This is a genomic window from Corallococcus sp. AB011P, assembly GCF_003611605.1.
In the GTDB taxonomy this organism is placed as follows: domain Bacteria; phylum Myxococcota; class Myxococcia; order Myxococcales; family Myxococcaceae; genus Corallococcus; species Corallococcus coralloides.
The window spans coordinates 188,718-207,414 of sequence record NZ_RAVX01000011.1 but is presented as its reverse complement, the minus strand read 5'-3'; the positions used below and the strand labels follow the sequence as shown (position 1 = coordinate 207,414).

Below are 18,697 nucleotides of genomic sequence, written 5' to 3'. Positions count from 1 at the left end.
ACTCCGTCCCTGTGGATGCACAGGTGGGAGCCCGACTGGGGCCCCTCCATGGAGGCGCACCGCACGAACCTGTCGGACTGTCGGACAGGTTTGGACGACCGCAGGGGGCCTCCCGGGCCTGTCGGGCTCCCCGGGACGCTGCCTGTCGGACCTGCCGCGCCAGCCGGTGTGGCTGGGGGACGCCCCCGCTCCCGCCGGGCCCCGGAAACCTGTCCGACTGTCGGACAGGTTGGGAGCGGTCCGGGCGGGAGGGGGACCGCCTTGAGGTCCGGGGGCTTGGCGCGGGACGCCATGGCGGGGATGACGCGCTGAGCTGTCCGACAGGAAGTTCGGGACCTCTGAGCCATGCCTCGCCGTGGAGGGCCGACGGCCACCGCGTCAGGGCGGGCTCCCGTGGCCGCGACGCAAGGCTGTTCCTCGTGGAGGTGCGGACCCCATGAGCCGGCCCTCCCAGCGACTGCTCCAGCTCCTCCCCGGCCTCTACACGGCGCGGGACTCCACGCTCGCGGACCAGCCGCTCCTCAAGCTGCTCGCCGTGCTGGGCATGGAACTGGACGCGTTCGCGAGCGCGGTGGACCAGCTCTGGGATGATCACTTCGTGGAGCGCGCGGGCCCGCAGGCGCTGCCGTTGCTCGCGGAGTTGATGGGCGCACGGCTGATCACCGACGACCCTCGCGTGCAGCGCGGCGTGGTGGCTCGCGCGGTGGCGTGGCGCAGACGGAAGGGCACGCTCGCGTCGCTGGAGGAGGTGCTCTCCGTCACCAGCCTCTGGGACGCGGAGGTCGACGAGTCCTTCCGTTCGCTGCTGGAGACCCAGGACCTCAATGACCTGCTGCCCTGGCGCGGTCGCAGCGCGGTGATGTGGGATCCCATCGGCCTCGCGGATCCGCTCACCCGCCGCTCACCTGGCATCGAGCGTCCCCGCGACGGTGTCCCGGAGCGTGGCCCCTTCATTGGCATCGCGCCGGGAGAGACGCTGGATCAGGCCTTGCGCCGGTTGGGGAGCGCGGATGCGGGCCGTGTCGCCGCGACGCCGCGCACGCTGGACCTGCTGGGCTGGGCACGTCCGGACGTCGCCCTCATCCGCACCGCGCGCCTGACGCCCGTGGAGTTGGAGGACGTCACCCCAGCCACCGTGCAAGCGCTGCCCAACGGCTACCGGGGTTTCCGCGTGGATCCCCTGGACCGCGATGGTCCCCTGGTGTGGCTCAAGCCCCTGGAGCGCGCGGACCTCACCGGAGGCCTCACCGCGCGCCATGAGCCCGCGCCTCCGTCGCTCGCCACGGGACGCACGGCGGCGATGCTGCTCACCCCCACCGCGCTGGCCGAGGACGCCGACGCCGCCGAACGCGCGGATGCCATCACCGTCTCCGTCGACGGCATTCCGCTGGTGGGGCCGGAAGCCCTGCCGCTCCTGCGCGGACCGCTGCCCACCGCGCCCGTGGGGCCCGCGCCCACGCTGCGGTTCGCGGACCGGGGCAGGCCTTCGCCCGGAGACACCTGGCGACTGACGCTGCTCGCCGCGCGTGAGAACTCGGACACGGTGCTCCTGTCCACCGAGCTGGTGTCGGACGCCCTGAACACCGTCACCGTCACGCCGGAGGCGAACCAGCTCCTGGGCGGCACCACGGCGGCGCTGCTCGTCGAACGCGTGAGCGGTGATCCGCGCCTGCGCGACGTGGACGGTACGTGGCGCACCCTCGCCGTGGGCCTGCGCCAGGGGCCTCCGCGCAGCAACGCCGTCCGTGTGGACCTGGCCGGTGCGGCATGGGTCGCGCGCATCGAGCAACACCTCGCGGACGGCAGCCTGCGCCTTGCCCGCTTCGACGCGAGCGCCGACGGTGCGCCATGGCAGGTGGCGGAGCTCAGCGGCGCGTTGCCTCCGGAGGGTCCCGGTATGTCCCTGGCCGCGGCTGGCGACTCGCTGTTGCTGGTGGCACCTGACGGTACGGGGAAGCTGGGTGTGTGGTCGGTGACAGGCCTGGACACCGCGACTCCGACGGGGACGCGGCTGGACACCACGAGCCCCCGGCAGCCCGCGGCGCGACTGGCCCCCAGCCTGTGCGTGCGCGGCGGCCGGCTCTTCGTCTTTGGCGGTGACCTGGGTGGCGCGCCCACCGGAGACCTCTGGTCGCTGCCGGTCACGGGCGGACCGTGGCGTCCCCATGCGGTGCGCAACCGCCAGGAGCGCAAGGCCGCGACGCTGCTGAGCACGGCGCAAGGACTGATGCTCCTGGGCGGCGAGGCCGTGACGGGAGAACTGGCCGTGCCGGTGATGTCCTGCGACCCGGCCTCCGCGAGCCCTGTCTGGCGTTCCCTGGCCCCGCTGCCCATCACCGCGAACCTGCCCGGCACGCTCGTGGCCACCACCACCGCCGACGGCGTGGAGGCGCTTGTCTGGGCGGACACGACGCGTCCTCAATGGATGACGCTGAAGGCAGGCGAGGGTGCCTGGGTCGCGGGACTGCTGGAGCCCTCGGGCTCGAACCCGCCGGTTCCGGGCGAAGCGCTGTACGTCGATGGTCGCGTGCTCCTCGTGGATCCGGCGCCGCTGCCCGCGTCGGAGGTCGTCTTCTCACTGGGCGGACGCGGCTACCTGGCGTTCCTGCCAGAGCTGGCCCTGCTCCCGGATGAGCTCCTGCGCTTCAACGTCGCCAACGACGGCGCCGCGTTCATCGAGCCTCGCGAGGGCCAGCCGCTCCCGCTCGATTCCCGGCCCGGTGGCGCGTACCACTCGCGGGATGCCTCCGTCGCAGGTGGCGCGCGGCGCTACTCGGTGCCCGGACGGCTGCGGCGCCATCCGTTCCAGTTGCGCCAGCGAAGCCTGGGCCCGTGGACGACGCTCGCTCCGAGCATCGCCTCCGGCATCGTCGCGGTGGATCCGCGCCTGGGCCGCGTCGTGCTCCAGGACGACGCGCCCGTGGGCCGCGTCACCCTCTCCGCGCGGGTAGGGCGGGGCGCCTCATTGGGAGCGGGGCTGCTTCCGCCGGACCGCCGTCCGCCCGCGGCGTGGGCGGAGCCGGACTTCCCATTCATCGACCCACCGGACCGTCCTGGCGACCGCTCCAGCACCGGCCTCCCTGTCACCGCGTGGATCTCCCCGGAGCGCGCGGGCGGAGTGCTGGCGGCCGGAGGCCAGGAGCGGCCCATCGTCGCGACCATCGAGCAAGGTCTCGACTCCGGCGCGTCCGTGGTGCTGGCGACTGGAGGCCAGGCGCGACCCATCGGCTCGGTCGGCGCACAAGGTCTCGACTCCGGCGCGTCCTCGGTGGTCGCGACTGAAGGTCAGGTGCCGCCGGATATCGCGAACCTCGCAGAAGAGAGCCCAGCCGGATCGCCGCCGATTCTGGGCCTCATCGGTTCGCCGCGTCTGGCTCCGGAGCGCCTGTCACAGGGGCTGGACTACGGGCTGTCCCTCTTCGCCGCGGACACGGGCGCGGTGCCCTGCATCGGCGCGGACGAGCACGGCCTCTCGCTGGCGCTCTACCCGGGCTTCGGAGGCAGCGCGGCCACGCGTGTGTGGCTCGCGGGCCTGTGGCTCGCGGGACGGCTGGACCTGGTGCTCGCTCGGGGGCAAGCGGACCTGCGCTGGTGCAGCCTGGGCGCGCCCGGACAGGTGGGACTGTGGATGCCCGGCGGTGGGCACCAGGACATCAGCGCGCGGCGCTCCCTGCCTCCCGCTGATGTGGAGCTGCGCCTCTACGGCTGCATGGTGGGCGCCATCGAGCTGCCGCCCTGGGTGCACCTCATCGCCGCGGGCTGCACCTTCGACGCGGGGGACCGTGACGCCGTCGCCATCCGCGCGGCGGGCGCGAGCGTTCGGCTGCGGCACTGCACGGTGCTGGGCGCCACGGAGGCGGGCGTGCTGGAGGCGTCCTCCTGCGCCTTCGCGGGCGAGGTGCGCACGGACCGGCCGGACCTGGGCTGGCTGCGCTACAGCCTCCTCGCGCGCGGTGGACAGCCTCCGGTGTCGCACCAGTCGCGGGTGCACACCGTGTCCTTCCAGTCGAACCGCCAGACGGACCCGGGCTACCTCGTCCTGGGCGACAACAACGGCCCCGAAGCGCTCCACGCCTCCGAGCGCGGCGGAGTCCCCGGTGCCCACGACGAGCGCTCCAACCACGAGCGCGAACTCCAGGCGCGCACCGACGACAGCATGCCCATTGGCATCACGCCCTTCCACGCCGACCGCAGCCAGGACGACCTCGTCCGGATGAGCCGACCATGACCGTGAAAGCGTACACCTCCAGGTCCCGCTTCGACGAAGCCCGGCGATTCTCTGGCGTCTATCAGCAGATGGGGCGCATGAGCCTCGACGCCGACTGGAACGAGGAGGTGCGGCTGCGCACCGTGGACGCGCGCCGCCGCTCCGCCGACGTCGCCGAGGGCTCGCCCGATGATGGCTTCCGCATCGTCGACACGTACCTCGTGGACCCCATCCGCAACGTGCTCGGCTGGACGGGGCAGGGCCTGCCCGCGGACGACGAGCGCACCATCCCGCGCGAGCTGCGCCTGGACCGCTACGACACGGAGACGCTGCCCTTCGTGGTGCGCAGCCGGGGCCACGTCGCGCTGCGCCGCACGCTGCCCGCGCCGTTGGATCTCACGGCCGTGCCGCGCTCGGACGGCACCGCCTTCACCGCCTCCGCGCTCGTCATCAGCTTGCGCTTCGAACGGCCGCCCACCGACGATGAGTTCATCGACCTGCAAGTGGTCGTCGCGGACACGGAAGGGAACGAGACGGTCCTCTCCGCCGGTCTGGGCCAGCGACCCACGGGCTGGAACGACGTGCGCTTCCCCGTCGCCGCGTTCGCGAGCGTGGACCCGGCGAAGCTGAGCTCCTGGGGAGTGCTGGGCCTGCCGCCCGTGGCCCGCACGTGGGTGGCCGCGCTGCGCGTGGAGGACGCGGCGCTGGGCGCCGATATCATTATAAGAGGCGGTGACGGGACGCTGCCGGGCGCGGGCCGCATGCTGCTCGACGGCGTGCGCGTCTTCCTGGAGCAGGACCTGCGCTACTCCGCGCAGCCGGACCTGCCAGAGGCGCCTCCGCTGGCGGCGCTGCCCACGGACGGCTCGCGGCACCACTTCTTCTTCCTCGACTGCTGGGAGCAGACCACCACCCAGTACGACGACGCGTTCCTGGAGGAGCCCGCGCTGGACGGCCAGGACACCACCGTGCGCCTGCGGCTCGTCACCCAGGTGCGCGCGCTCCAGGGGCTGGCCGCAACCGACGCGGAAGACCTGCCCACGCCCACCAGCGGCGCACGCCTCACAACCAACATCCCGAAGGGCGCGCTGCCGGACCGCTTCCCACCGGAGCCGCTGGACCCCTGCCGCGACCGCTGCCTGTCCACGGAGAACGCCTCCACGGGCGAAGGCTACACGGGCTCCGACAACCTCCACTTCCGCGTGGAGTTCTTCCGGGGCGGCGCGCAGCCGGTGGTGCTGTGGTCGCGAGACAACGGCTCCACGGTGCTCCCGCTCACCGCAGCCGCGGCGGCGGACGCGATGACGCTCCAGGTCTCCCCCGCGAGCGCCGCGAAGCTGCGCGCGGGTGACCTCGTCGTCATCGAGGACAGCGTCACCCGGCTCCAGCCGGAAGGCCCATCACTGCCAGTGCTGCGGAGGCTGCGAGGCGTCCAGGCGGACACGGGCACGCTGGAGCTGGCGGACGCGAGCGCCGTGCTCACCACCGACCCCGTGCCGCTCCCCGTGGGAGGCACGCTGGGCCGGGCCTTCAGTCCGGAGCAGGGCGCGGTGGTGCGCCGGTGGGACGGCGGCGACCTGCTGGTGCCCGGCGTGCGCTACCGCTTCGACGACGGCATCACCCTGGCCTTCGCCAACACGGAAGGGCGCGCGACCGAATACTGGTCCTTCACCGTGCGAGTGCGCGCGGCGGACGGCGCGGCCCGGGGGGAAGTCGAGCAGCTCACGGACGCGCCCGTGCACGGCCCGGTGCACCACTGCGTGCCACTGGCGCGCGTAACAGGCGGCGCGACGCGAAGCTTCGAGGACCTGCGCCCGCGCTACCTGCCGCTCGCCCAGGTGCGAGACAGATTGGTGGAGCTCTCCGAGCGTGTCATCGGCCCGGGTGTCTTCACGGTGGTGGTGGGCGACGGCGTGCGCAGCTTCGGCGACGTGGACCAGGACCTGCTCGAAGGCATCACCGGCGACGAGGCGCTCCAGGCCGCAGTGGACAGCATGGGCGGGCAGGGCGGCTCCATCTTCGTGCGAGCCGGCCGCTACAAGTTGGAGCACCCGGTGCTGCTGCGCAACCTGTCCTCCGTGCACCTCCTGGGCGACGGCGAGGCCACCGAGCTGCGCACCCAGGGCTCCGGCGGAGCCTTCTTCGTGGACCGCTGCGGCCTGGACGGCGACGTGCGCATCGAGGACTTCAAGCTGGTGGAGGCTCCCTTCGAGGACGTGGTGATTGGCGGCGGCCTCCAGCCCGTGGTGAAGGCCGTGAAGGCGAGCGTGGCCTTGACGAACGGCCAGCGCTTCGTGCCGCTGGCGGAGGTGGACGACGACCGGGTGCTGGAGGAGGACGACGTGAAGCACCCGTCCGCCGAAGCCGACTTCGTGGACGTGGTCGTCGACCGCATCAAGGCCATCGTCCCGGGCCAGGGCCGCGCGGCGGGTTCCGTGGTGGCCACGCTGGTGCAACTGCGCAAGCTTCAACGCCAGCATCCAGGCCAGCCACTGGAGGACGTGCCGGAGGCGAAGCCGCTGCTCGACGCGCTGGCGGCGCTGCCGCACGGCGTGGTGACGCTGGCGGACTCCAGCGGCGTGACGCTGCGCCGCTGCCACATCCAGGCGAACCAGGCCGGCTCGGAGGCGACAGGCGTGCTGGTGACGGGCACCTGCGAGCGCATCGTCATCGACGAGAACCGCGTCGGCGCGGCGACAGGCATCGCGGTGGCGCCGTATGCCCCGTATCTCGCGGAGCGCTTCCTCGCGTCCTTCCCGCGCGCGGGCCTGTTCGTGGACGCGCTGGCCATCACCAACAACCGGCTTGAGCCGCTGGGAGACGCGACCACGGGCATCCACGTGGCGGACGGGCTCCTCGCGGGCGTGGAGGTGCGCGGCAACCGCATCCAGGGCTTCCTCGTGGGCATCCTGGTGCAGGACCTGGCGGAAGGGGGGCTCGCGGGGCCGGTGGACCGCGTGGTGGTGGCGGAGAATCAGATCCTCGGCTCCGCGGCCGTGGGCATCCAGGTCGCGGGCGACGGCGTGGACATCGTGGGCAACGAGATCCGCAACGCCGTGTCGGACAGCCTGTTCCAGGTGGGCATCCAGCTGGCGGGCCGGGCGCTGCGCGTGCGCGAGTCGTGGATCTCCCTGCCGGCCGTGCCCGCCGCGTCCGTGCTGGGCGTGGTGGCCGGCATCGTCGTGGGCGACGGCCTGGATGACGGCGCGTCCAACGGCCGCCCCGCCTCGGACGTGGAGGTGGTGGACAACCGCATCGAGGGAGACGGCGAGTCCACACCGGGCTTTGGCATCCTGCTGGGCGGTCCGCAGCCGGTGTTCGACGTGCGCATCCGAGGCAACGTGGTGCGCGCGCTGGGGGACTCGGCCGTGCGCACCTGGGGCACGGGCGGCGCGGTGGGGCGCCTGCGCGTGGAGGACAACCGCTTCGAACAGGTGGCGCTCGCGGACGTGCCGTCGCAGGAGGACAACACGCTGGCGCTGTCCCGCCTGGACCCGGGCCTGGAGGCAGTGCTGAGCGCGGACGCGAAGGCCCGTCCCCGCCCACTCGTGGAAGCGCTCCTCGCCAACGCCACGACCCGCGTGCGCGCCCCCCTGGACGCGGCGCTGCGCTGGCTGGAGCGCCTGACGCTCCGGGGCGCGGTGGTGCTCTCGGGCGTGGACGAGGCGCAGGTGCGCGGCAACCGGCTGCTCCAGGTGGGGCGGACGGAGGCCTACGGCGCGCCCGGGCTCCCGGACGCGGAGGTGCGCGCGGCGGGCATCGCGGTGGTGTCCGGCTCCGGCATCACCGTGGAGGGCAACGAGGTGGACGGCGTGCACGCGCCGGTGACGACGACGCAGCCGCCGCCGGTGCCAGGGCCCGTGAAGCTGCCGCCCATCACCGTGGTGCTCCAGCAACTCAGTGTCACGAGCACCACCGTCCGCCCGGAGCGCGCGGACGTGCACGGCGCCGTGGTGGGCATGTACGGCACCCTCTTGCAGTACACGGGCGCGAACGTGGACGGGCGCCAGAAGATCGGCCGGGGCCTGTACGGCCCGCTCGACACCCTGGTGGTGGAGCTGGAGGACCTGGGGACCGTGCCCGACTCCGTCCTCAATGCGCTGGTGACGGACGTGGCGGATCTGCGTACCGCCCAGGGCTTCAACGATCACACCCAGACCTCGCACGCGGTGCGCTCGTCGCTGGCGCGCGCCTCCAGCTTCACCGCCCCGGAGCCTGTGTCCCAGGAGGCGTGGGACATGGTGGCGCAGTTCGACCTGGCCACCGTGTCCGGCAAGGACGCCGTGGCGAGCACCGCGGACCGCATCAAGGGCGCCTTCGACTCGCTGGTGCAGGGGCTGCCCTCCGACACGCAGGATTTCCTCCTCAAGGCCCTGGCCCGGGTGCAGGGCGGGCCGGGTGACCTGGCCGCGATCGTCATGCTGGCGGGGGCGTTGAGCCAGGTGGCTCTGCTGCGCGAGGCGCAGGCGCAGCGCGCGCGGCAGCCCGTCATCGGCCAGGCGGTGGGCCCCAAGAAGACCATCATCGGCACCTTCGCCCAGGCCGCGTTGCAACAGCTGCCGCTCCAGCCGGGCACCCGGGGCGCGACGGCCAACACGGACGTGCTCGTGCAGCTGCGCACGTCCAAGGACGCCCTGACGGATCAACTCCAGGAGCTCCACCCCGCGCTGGCCTCGCAGGTGGAGGCGGACTACCGCGACGTGGAGCGCACGGGCGGCCAGCTGCAGCCGGTGGTGGACCGCATGCGCGCCACGCTCCAGCAGGTGCTGGACTTCACCACCGGCGTCCTGCCCTCGTCGGACGTCACGCCGGAGGACGGCGCGCGCGTCGCGGCGCAGGGGCTCACCGCCACCATCGGCCTGTACGCCACGAATCTGGACCGGCAGGCGGCGGGCCTCGTCACCGAGTCCGACGACACGGTGGAGAAGCAGCTGCGCGCCTTCGGCACCGCGGTGGGACAGCTGGGCGAGCTGGTGAGCGGCGACGCGGAGCTGTCCGCGCTCTCGTTGCAGGCGCACCAGGCGGTGATCAACGCCATCGCCCAGCCGCAGAATCGGTTGGAGCAGGTGTCCATCGCCCGGGGACTGCTGGACCGCATCCGGGTGCAGACGCTGGACGTGCTCCCGGTGCCCACGCCCCTACCGCCCGTGCCGGTGCAGGCGGAGCCGCTGGAGCGCTGGGTCTCCGCCCTGGGCGCGTTGGTGCTGGCGGTGCGCGGCATGGCGCCGGGGCCGGTGCTCAGCGGCTCGTTGCAGCTCTACCTCTCCCAGTACGACCGCGTGCTGGACATCGCGGGCGTCCAGGGGAAGCTCCGCACGCTGGCGCTCCAGCGCGTGAACGACGCCATCACCGCGCTCACCAGCGGCAACGGCGACGTGCCCGCGCGTCAGGCCCTGCACCTGCTGGTGGACGAGCCCGCCACCACCGCCGCGGAGGCCGTCGCCAGATCCAGCGCGGTGACGGCCGAACTGGACGCCGCCGCGGTCCTGCTGCGCGCCGTGGAGCAGGCCCTGGACCCCGCCGAGGACGACGCGTCGCGAGTCGCGAGGCTCCAGGAGTACCTGCGCCAGCGCGCCGACAAGGTCTCCGCGTCGCTCGTCGCCGTCGTCACCGGCATGCAGGCGCTGGACGCCATCCTGGACATGCTGCGCAAGTCGCTGGAGCAGCTGGCGCGCGGCGAGGCGCCGGACCCCGGAGACCTGGTGGACCCCGTCTTCGACACCTTCCCGTCGCCCGCGGACGGCCTCTTCGTGTCCGGCGTGCAGGGCCGCGTGCGGCTGGCGGACAACACCGTGCGCGACACCGCCACCGGCATCACCGCCCTGGGCGCGGCGGGCCACCTGCTGACGGAGGCACCGACGGATCCGGGCTCGCTGCTGGACGTGGACGGCAACCGGCTGGAGGGCTGCGCGGTGGCGGGCCTGCGGCTCTTGCCGGACCTGTCCGTGACGGTGGTCTCCGACAACCACCTCTTCGCCTGCGCGGGCCTGCCCACGGCGGGCGAGCCCGGACTGGGCCAGGCGGTGGCCTCCTTCGTGGGCTCCGGCGAGCTGGTGGTGAAGGGCAACGTCTTCCTGGAGAGCGGCAACACGCTGCCGCAGGCGGTGCTCCACGAGGTGGCCATCGACTGGCGAGGCGAGACGGTGGTGCGCGGCAACACCGTGCGCCACGCGGGCGGCGGGGGCGGAGGCGCGGGCGTCCTCGTCGTCACGGACACGCTGCCTCCGGGCCTGGTGGCGAAGCTGTCGCGCGTGCCCTTCCTCGCCACGGATCCGGTGCCCAAGCCGAGCACGGACGGCCGCGCGGTCCTCGGTAAGCCCGCGCCGTCCGCCGTGGCCACGCTGGCCTCGGTGCCTCGCGTGGAGGACCTGGTGCAGCTGGGCTCGCTGAAGCAGAAGTTCGCCTCGGGGCCGGTGCTCAACCGCGCGCTCACGGTGACGGCCGCGGACTCCGCGCCCAGCCTGAGCGCCAGCGCGGCGGCGTCGCGCTACCTCTCGGCGACGACGGCGCTGGTGCAGCCCGCGCTGGTGGACTTCCTCGTCAAGCCCATCCCCATCCTCCCGAGCCCGGTGGTGAAGGAGAAGCGGGGCGTGCAGGTGGAGGGCAACGACATCACCGCGCGAGGCCCGGCGCTGCTCCTGCTGGGCAACGGCGGCGCGGTCATCTCCGCCGCCGTGTCCGGCAACGAGCTGCGCAGCGAGGGCGCCGTGGGCGCGGTGTACCTGCGCCGCGCGGACTCCACCGTCTTCAGCGGCAACCGGTGCCAGTGCCTGGACGCGGTGAACGTCGTCGTCCTGCGCGTGGAGCGCGCGCCGGTGACCTTCACCGGCAACGTGGTGCTGGGCGCGGAGACGGTGACGCCGCCCCGCCCGGTGCTGCGCCCCCAGTGGCTGATGCCCTCGGACACGCTCACGCTCCAGATTCCCGTGGGCGGAGGCTCCACCCTGGGCGTGCCCCTGGACCAGGAGCTGCTCCTGGGCGGCCTCCAGCGCCGCCGCGACGTGGCGAGCGACGCCTTCTCCACGCTGCTCGCGGAGCTCGTCACCCAACCCGTTCCCCTCCCGCCCCAGGTCGGGCCGGAGTTCCCTTCCAAGGGCGTGCTGGACCTCCCCACCATGCAAGACGTCCGCTCGAAGCTGCCCGCGACCATGGACGTGACCATGGCGGCCCGGACGCTCTACGGCATCGCGGTGACGAAGGACGACTCACCCACGAGCGCGCTGCGGGACCTGGTGGACCGCGTCGCGATGCACGCGGACAGGCCCGAGGACGTGCAGGGCCAGGTGCGCTCCGTGCTGGCCGCGGCGGAGGGCGACCCGAAGAAGGCGCTCCAGCTGGTGGACAAGAGCGTGCTCGGCATCGACTCGGCGGCGTCCACGGTGAAGGAGAGCATCCTCAACGTCTCCGTGCTGCACGAGGTGCTGGCGGACTCGTTCTACACGGGCGACACCACCGGCCCCAAGCCGGTGCAGGACGCGGGCATCCGGCCCCTCCCGCCGGAGCCGCCGCCGGATCCGTATGCCCACTCCGTCATCATCCTGGGCGGCTCGCGCGTGGCCGCCGTCGGCAACGCGACCACCTCCGGCGTGCACGTCCAGGAAGCCGACGCAGTGGTGGAGCTCAACCCGTAGCGCTGGAAGCCCCTTTCGCGAGGACACCCCCATGCCCGACCCCTTCGCCCTCAGTGGCCGCGTCGCCCTCCAGCGCACCGCGCTGCCCGAAGTCACGCTCTCCGCCACGCCGGACGCGCCCGACGCGAAGGCCGCGGCGCTGGAGAACCTGGCCGGCACGCGCGCGAAGCTGGACCTGGACACCACGGTGCTCCGGGCGCTGGACGTGCGCATCTCCCGCCTGCCGCCGGTGCCCGCGGTGCCCGTGACGCTCCAGGACCTGGTGCGCGCCGCGCGCCGCAGGCTCGCCTCCGAGCGCCAGCGCGACGTGGGCGTCTGGGTGGACACGCGCGTGAAGCTGGCCACGCGGCTGGTGCAGAAGCTGGAGGAGTGATGCGCAAGCTGCTCGAAGCCAGCATGGGGCAGCGCTGCTACCTCTTCACCACGCTGGGCCAGGTGTACGTGGGCCTGGTGGTGGAGCTCATCGACGACGTCGTCCACCTCACCGGGCCGGATGGCGCCACACCCGTCTACATCAACCTGTCGGACGTCTCTGGCGTGCGCCAGTACGACGAGGACGACGACCTGGGGAGCGCGCGATGATCGAACAACTGCTGCAGCAGCTCATCGAACGCACGGAGAGCCGCTACTTCGGCAAGTACCGGGGCTACGTGACGAACGTCTCGGATCCCCTCAACCTGGGGCGCATCCAGTGCGTGGTGCCGCGCCTGATGGGAGACGTGGCCACGGGCTGGGCCATGCCGTGCACGCCGTACGCGGGGCCGGATCAGGGCCTCTTCGTGGTGCCGGACGTGGGCGCGGGTGTCTGGGTGGAGTTCGAGGGCGGAGACCTGACCCAGCCCATCTGGAGCGGCATGTGGTGGGGGCAGCCCGCGCTCGCGGACCTGGGCCAGCCGGACTCCACCGCGCGCGTGGCCCCGGACGTCAGTGAGATTCCCAAGCACGACTATCCGCCCCAGTCCGCGGTGCCGGGCGTGCGGATGCTCAAGTCCGCCACGGGCCACTACATCGTCCTGGACGACCGGCCGGAGACAGCACGCGTGGAGATCCACGACCGGCAGGGCAACCGCGTCATCCTGTCCGCGGAAGGCCTCGACCGGCTCATCAGCAACGAGCGCACGGTGAACGAGGGCAACCGCTCCGCGGAGGTGGACGGCGACGACCACCTGGAGGTGGCGGGCAACCAGGACGAGACGGTGGACGGCAGCCACACCCGTGACGTGGGCGGGGACGTGTCGCTGCACGTGACGGGGTCGCTGACGGAGAAGGTGGACGTGGCGGGCTACTCGCGCACGGTGGGCGGCAGCGGCCTGAAGGAGATCGTCGGCGGTCCGCGAGAGGACCGCATCCAGGGCAGCCACACGCGCATCGTGTCCGGCGCGTCGCAGGAGACGGCGGTAGGGGGCTTTGGCGTCACGTCCGGGGGCAACGTGAACCTGGCAGCGGGCAAGGCGGTGAAGGTGGCCGCGGCGATGCCGGACCTGCCGGGACCGTCGCTCAACGCCGTCTCCATTGACGCGCTGGCGGGCAACGTGTCCATCAACACGATGCTGGGCGTGTGCCAGGTGGGAGGCCTCTCCGCCATCTCGCCCATGGTGCTGGGGGACGGGCTGGCCATCCACTTCACGATGCTGGCGCAGATCCTCAAGGCGGTGAACCCGCTGACGGTGGCCGCGTACGGGCCGCTCCTGGATGTCTGGGCGGCGATGACACCGATGCTGGACTGGTCCTACTTCGGCTTCGTCAAGCGCATGCCGGTGGGGTGACGCGATGAAGGAGCCCGGCTGGAAGCCATTGGAAGCTTCGGTGCTGCGCGAGCGGCTGGAGGAGGTGAAGGCCCTGCTGCTCCAGGCGGCGGCGGTGGGCGTGGCCCAGGACGCCGAGCGGCTGGAGAAGCTGATGGAGCTGGAACAACGCACCCGGGAGGACGCGCGTGGCCGAGTTCAACGACGCCGCTATCGCTGAGCTCCACGGCGCGCTGGAGGTCTGCTGCGAGGAGCTGGCGAAGGCGCTGGAGGATGCGGAAGGCACGGACACCACCGGCGCTGACGCCGGGGCCGGGCCTGCGTGGCGGCCGCTGCTGATCGGCGTGCCGCCGGGGCTGGAGCAGCTGGTGGGCATCGTCAAGCCGCCGCTGCAGATCATCATCGCGGTGCTCCAGTTCGTGCAGGCGCTGCTCCAGGCGCTGGCGGCCATCCTCCTGGGGCTGCCGGATCCGTTCCGGGCGCTCATCCTCGCGGCCTACGAGCTGCTCAAGGACATCATCAACGACCTGCTCAACGCGGGTGCGTACCTCTACGCGGACGCGCCGGGCATCAGTCCCACGGAGACGAACCTGGCGGAGACGGGCTTCATCCCGAACATCCCCAAGGACTTCAAGGCGGGCTTCGCGCTGGAGCGCCCGCCGGTGACGCCGGACGGCTTCGCGCGCTGGGCGGGGCGGTTCGTCGCGTCCTTCGATGATCCGGGGGACGACTCGCGCCCGACGGTGACGGATGGCGCGCCGGTGCAGGCGGTGTTCATCGTGATGGCGGCGCCGTCGCTGGATGCGCTCCGGCAGGCGCTGTACCTGCTGGGCAAGCTGCTCAACATCAGCGCGTTCAAGAAGGCGTTCGAGAAGTACCCCAAGGGCGCGTTGGATCCGCGCCGCAGCCGGGCGCGTGGCCGGCCGGTGAAGCCGGATTGGAAGTCCGCGCGCATGCGCGACCTGTTCCCGGACCTGGAGAAGCTGCTCATCCTCCCGGAGGCGCTCAGGGCGCTGCTCCTGTCGGTGGACAACCTGGCGACGCTCCTGCGGAGCCTCGCCGCCGCGATGCAGGACAAGGTGCAGGTGTTGATGAAGCTGGCGCAGGCGGTGCAGGCCATCATCGACCTGCTGAACGCGCTCAAGTCCGCGGGCATGTACGCGCTGCCGGTGTCCACGACGGGCGGCGTGGCGGGGTTGAAGCAGGCCTTCCTCACGGCGACGGACCGGCCCCCGGGCGGCTACGTGGGAGGCATCTGCCTGCTGGCGGCGGGGCCCAACCTGGCGAAGGCCGCGATGCTCTGGGAGCTGCTGGGCCTGTCCGCCGCGATGGAGCTGGCGTCGGGAGACCTCACGCTCCAGGACGTGAAGAAGGCCCTGGAGGAGAGCCAGGCGGCGCAGGTGCTGGAGGCGAACACGGACGAGGTGAAGGACGCCTGGGGCAACCTGAAGACGACGGCCCAGAAGCAGGCGGACAAGTTCGTGAACGCGGTGGAGAAGGCGCCCGAGAGGTTCGTGAAGGCGGTGGGGCGCACGCCAGATGAGCTGAAGGCCGCCGCCGAGCGAGGCCGCTCCACGCTGGTGGACGTGCTGGATCAGTCGAAGGAGCACGTGGAGGAACAGAAGGAGATCCTGGAGGGCATGCTGTCCACGAAGCACTCCCAGCGCCGGGGAGGGCGTTCGCTGGCGATCGGCTTCGGAGGTCCTGGCGCGTCCGAGCGCCCGCCGAGTCCGCAGCCCCCCGCGGCTGACACGTCCACGCCGACACCGACCCCGCCGAAGAAGGGAAGCGGCCCGTGAGCGCGGTGACACGCCTGAGCATGGAGCTGGACGGATGGCAGGCGGCCTGGAAGCAGCTGGAGGCGTTCCTGGACCGCATGGACGGGGTGGCGGAGCAGGACGCGCCGCACGTCCAGACCGTGTGCGCGCTCCTGCCCGTGTTCAACGTCATCGAACGGGCCCGCCGACGCGCGGTGGGCATCGCGTTAGCGCCAGCCCTGGCCGCCGCGCCTCGGGGTGACGGACTGCCGACGGTGTCCGCCGGTTCGCTCGTGGGGAGTGAGAGCCGGCTGCCGGGAGTGGAGGAGCTGGAGTTCGCGGTGGGCACCATCGGAGCGGATGGAGACGGAAAGCTCACCGGGTCGGCGTTGCTCGCGGGCACGGTGACGCTGTTCGCGTTCCGCGACGAGAAGCACGGCGGCGAAGTGGCGGTGCGCGTGCCCACGTATGACTTCGGGCCCCTGTCGGAGAGCGGCACCGTGGAGGACGCCATCGACGCGGGGCTCTTCACCACGGACCAGCGGAAGGACGCAGCGGAGAGCGGAGTCGCGGAGCTGGGGACCTGGACGGGTCTGCGCACCACGAGGCGAGCGGAGCTGAAGACGACGTCGGAGACGGTGTCCCTGAGCAGCGTGCTGGATGGGTTGAGCGTCTCGTCGGCGTCCAGCGCGTTCGGCCCCGTGGCGACAGGCGCCGCGACGCGCCAGGGGGAGTGCCTGTCGGACCGGAACGTGCTGCTCCAGGCGAAGGCCACGTTGGAGGAGCAGGGGGCGGCCCAGGAGCTGACGGATGCGCTCCAGCGCGCGGCGGATTCTCTACAGGCGTCGGCAACGGACTACGGAGCGGTCGCCACGGCGCTCCAGCCGCCACGCACGGTGATTGCGTCCGTGCCGGGGCTGGCGTCGTTGAAGACCACGCTGAGGCGGGCGGATTCACCCGGCATCCCCGGACAGCTGTCCAACGAGCTGACGACGTTGGACATTGAGGCGGGGAAGGGAATGGACGAAGCGGTGGCGTCGCGGCTGGCGTATCCGGACGGTTCGTTGCGGATGCTCCGGACGCTGGAGTGGTCGCTGCGCTTCCACTGGGTTTTCCGGCAGCGATGGTTCGACGCACGCAACCGGGCCGCGCTGGCACCGCTGCTGAAGCTCGTGCTCAAGCCGTTCTGCGACAGCCTGACGCGGCTGCTCGCGGGACAGTCCACGGGAATCCCGCTGGTGGGAGCGGTGGCCCTGGTGAAGGACACGCTCACGCAAGCGACGGCGCTGTCGGTGACGCCCACGGTGGACCTGGGACAGGTGCAGCCGGGCCACGTGGCGCACGTGGGAGGGGACCGGCCCACGCTGGCGCTGGTGCTGGGCTGGGAGGTGAAAGGGGCCGACAAGCGTCTGCGAATCGCACCGCTGAATGTGTCCATCGCGACGGACGCGAAGCTGCCGGGTGTCGCCGGGCTAGTGAGGAATGGCTCGCCCGTGGACGGGAGCGCGGTGTCGGTGTCGTCACAGGAGCTGATGGACGGGCACGCGGCGACAGGGCCGCAAGCGGACGGCGTGGTGCAGGAGATCATCGCCCTGGGCGCGAAGCTGAACCTGATCCTGGGGCAAGGCGGAGGCGCGCTGGGATTGGTGCCTCCGGCGGTGGCCGCGCCGTATGCAGGCCAGACGTTCCAGTTGCTGCCGCCGGTGGAGGTGGGAGCGACACGACTGTTCCTGGATGGCATCCCGCTGACGAGTACGTCTGGAACGAGCAAGCCGGTGCAGGTGGCGAGGCCGGGGGAACTGCTGCTCGTGCGCGGAGCGGACGACGAAGGCACGTGGTGGCAGGGCGTGGCCACCGTGGACACGGTGGACGTGCGCACAGGCGCGGCGGCCCGAGCGGACGACGAGGTAACGGCGACGCCCACGCCACTGTGCTGCGAGGACGACGAGGAGGTCGTGGTCATCACGCTGCGCGACCTGCAGCTGCCCAAGGCGCTGGTGCGCGACGTAACGCTGCGGCGCGACTTCAAGGGCTTCGGAGGCCCGAGCCTCGCCACGGGAGTGATGCTCCCCATCGAGCTGGACTCAGGCACGGCGAGCCTCACGGTGCAGGACGGCGGCGTGACGAAGACGGTGCTGAGGGACCCGGAGCTGAGGGCCGCGACCACGGTCCTCAGGTCCTGGCTGGGAGTGCCGACATGAGCGAAGCAAGAGACGACCTCTTCGCGGTGGCCGCGCTGCTCACGGAGCTGGACCGGGTGCTCCATCCCCTGGAGCGGGGAGAGCGCGGAGACTTCAAGGTGGATCCACCGCTGCCACCGTCCCTGCCAACGCCGGGTGCGCGGAGGCGGGAAGGGGAGTCAGGCCGAGCGGTGAAGACCGCGTCGCCCCCGTCGGGCCCCAGGTCCATGGGGTTCACCGAGCCAGAGGACGTGACGCCACCCGTGCTCAAGCGCCCTGTGCGGGTCGAAGCCCCGGCCGTAACGGACCCCATCGCCCCCATCCGCCGTCGCGTTCCCCGGCCTGGCGGTACGTCGGCGCAGCCAGGGGAATCACGGCCGTCGGTCGAACCCGTGACCCGGATCCAGGACGGGCAACCGCCTCCCACACTCGCGCTCCCCATTGTTCCCAGCGCCCCAGAGCTGCCGTCGGAGGTCGCGGAGCCACGACCCCCTCGTGCTCGCACCCAAGCCCGGGAGGTCCCTTCACAACAAGGCGGCCATCCCGAACCTCAAAGCCAGAAGGCCACTGAAGTCCCTCCCGTTGTCGAAGCACGCGTGAAGGCTCCAAGTCCGCGAAGGAGCAGGGTGCCTGGACCCGCCGTGGAGAAGAACACCGAACCCCCACGGATCCGCGCACGGGTCCCGGAGTCCCCAACACGTCGCCATCGTGTCGCGCGCGCCACCACACAAGCGCCATCACAGGATTCCCCAGTGGAGCCAAGGGAGACGTCCGCACAGGCATCGCCACGGAGGAGAAGCTCACCCCGAGCCCTTGCCCGACCGCCGGCACCGGGCACCCGAAAAGCACCACCGTTCCAGGAAGAACTCGAGCCACGTCGTCACGACAGACCTGAATCACGGACTCCGCGTCCTTCCCAATCGGAGGAACGGGGAGAGTCCATGCTCCCCCCAGCACGGGGCACGAAGCACACCGCACCAAGGCCGGTGCACATCGAAGTGAAGACGTTGCTTCCTCCACCGCGAGTCGAAGCACCGCCACGAGCCGAAGCCCCGGATGAAGAACCCGTGTGGGAAGAAGCACCGGGATACGAGCTGGAAACCATTACACGGGCCTTCTTCGTGAACGGCCGCCGCCTCACGGCGAAGGACTCCGAAGCGCTCCAGCAAGCAGAACA

General features: G+C 72.0%; 8 protein-coding genes. All 8 read left to right on the top strand.

Translation table 11 applies throughout. The annotated features are described in order from the left end of the window. Nucleotides 1–436: 436 nt before the first annotated feature. The 8 genes from D7X30_RS26055 to D7X30_RS26020 are packed head-to-tail and all read left to right on the top strand — an operon-like array spanning nucleotide 437 to nucleotide 17,541. Nucleotides 437–4,228 carry a phage tail protein gene (locus D7X30_RS26055; protein ID WP_120565666.1) on the top strand — a complete coding sequence of 1,264 codons (3,792 nt, stop codon included), beginning with the start codon at nucleotides 437–439 and terminating at the stop codon, nucleotides 4,226–4,228. Further along, the gene (locus D7X30_RS42035) at nucleotides 4,225–11,838 is read left to right on the top strand and encodes a hypothetical protein (protein ID WP_158619385.1); all 7,614 of its coding nucleotides are present in this window, start codon (nucleotides 4,225–4,227) and stop codon (nucleotides 11,836–11,838) included. Before D7X30_RS26055 ends, D7X30_RS42035 begins: the two co-directional genes overlap by 4 nt. 31 nt (nucleotides 11,839–11,869) lie before the next feature. Beyond that, a complete protein-coding gene (locus tag D7X30_RS26045; RefSeq protein ID WP_120565665.1) occupies nucleotides 11,870–12,211 on the top strand; it encodes a hypothetical protein in 342 nt (113 codons plus the stop codon). Next, complete coding sequence (locus D7X30_RS26040) at nucleotides 12,211–12,420, top strand: hypothetical protein (RefSeq protein WP_120565664.1); 210 nt, start codon at nucleotides 12,211–12,213, stop codon at nucleotides 12,418–12,420. The genes D7X30_RS26045 and D7X30_RS26040 overlap by 1 nt, the downstream gene beginning before the upstream one ends. Next, nucleotides 12,417–13,604, top strand: a complete 1,188-nt coding sequence (locus D7X30_RS26035; RefSeq protein WP_120565663.1) for a phage baseplate assembly protein V — start codon at nucleotides 12,417–12,419, stop codon at nucleotides 13,602–13,604. The genes D7X30_RS26040 and D7X30_RS26035 overlap by 4 nt, the downstream gene beginning before the upstream one ends. A gap of 4 nt (nucleotides 13,605–13,608) precedes the next feature. Next, nucleotides 13,609–13,803 (top strand): hypothetical protein, encoded by a 195-nt coding sequence (locus D7X30_RS26030; protein WP_120565662.1) that lies wholly within the window; start codon nucleotides 13,609–13,611, stop codon nucleotides 13,801–13,803. Beyond that, the gene (locus D7X30_RS26025; RefSeq protein WP_120565661.1) at nucleotides 13,772–15,382 is read left to right on the top strand and encodes a hypothetical protein; all 1,611 of its coding nucleotides are present in this window, start codon (nucleotides 13,772–13,774) and stop codon (nucleotides 15,380–15,382) included. Before D7X30_RS26030 ends, D7X30_RS26025 begins: the two co-directional genes overlap by 32 nt. After that, nucleotides 15,379–17,541 (top strand): hypothetical protein, encoded by a 2,163-nt coding sequence (locus D7X30_RS26020; protein ID WP_120565660.1) that lies wholly within the window; start codon nucleotides 15,379–15,381, stop codon nucleotides 17,539–17,541. The genes D7X30_RS26025 and D7X30_RS26020 overlap by 4 nt, the downstream gene beginning before the upstream one ends. Nucleotides 17,542–18,697: the final 1,156 nt, after the last annotated feature.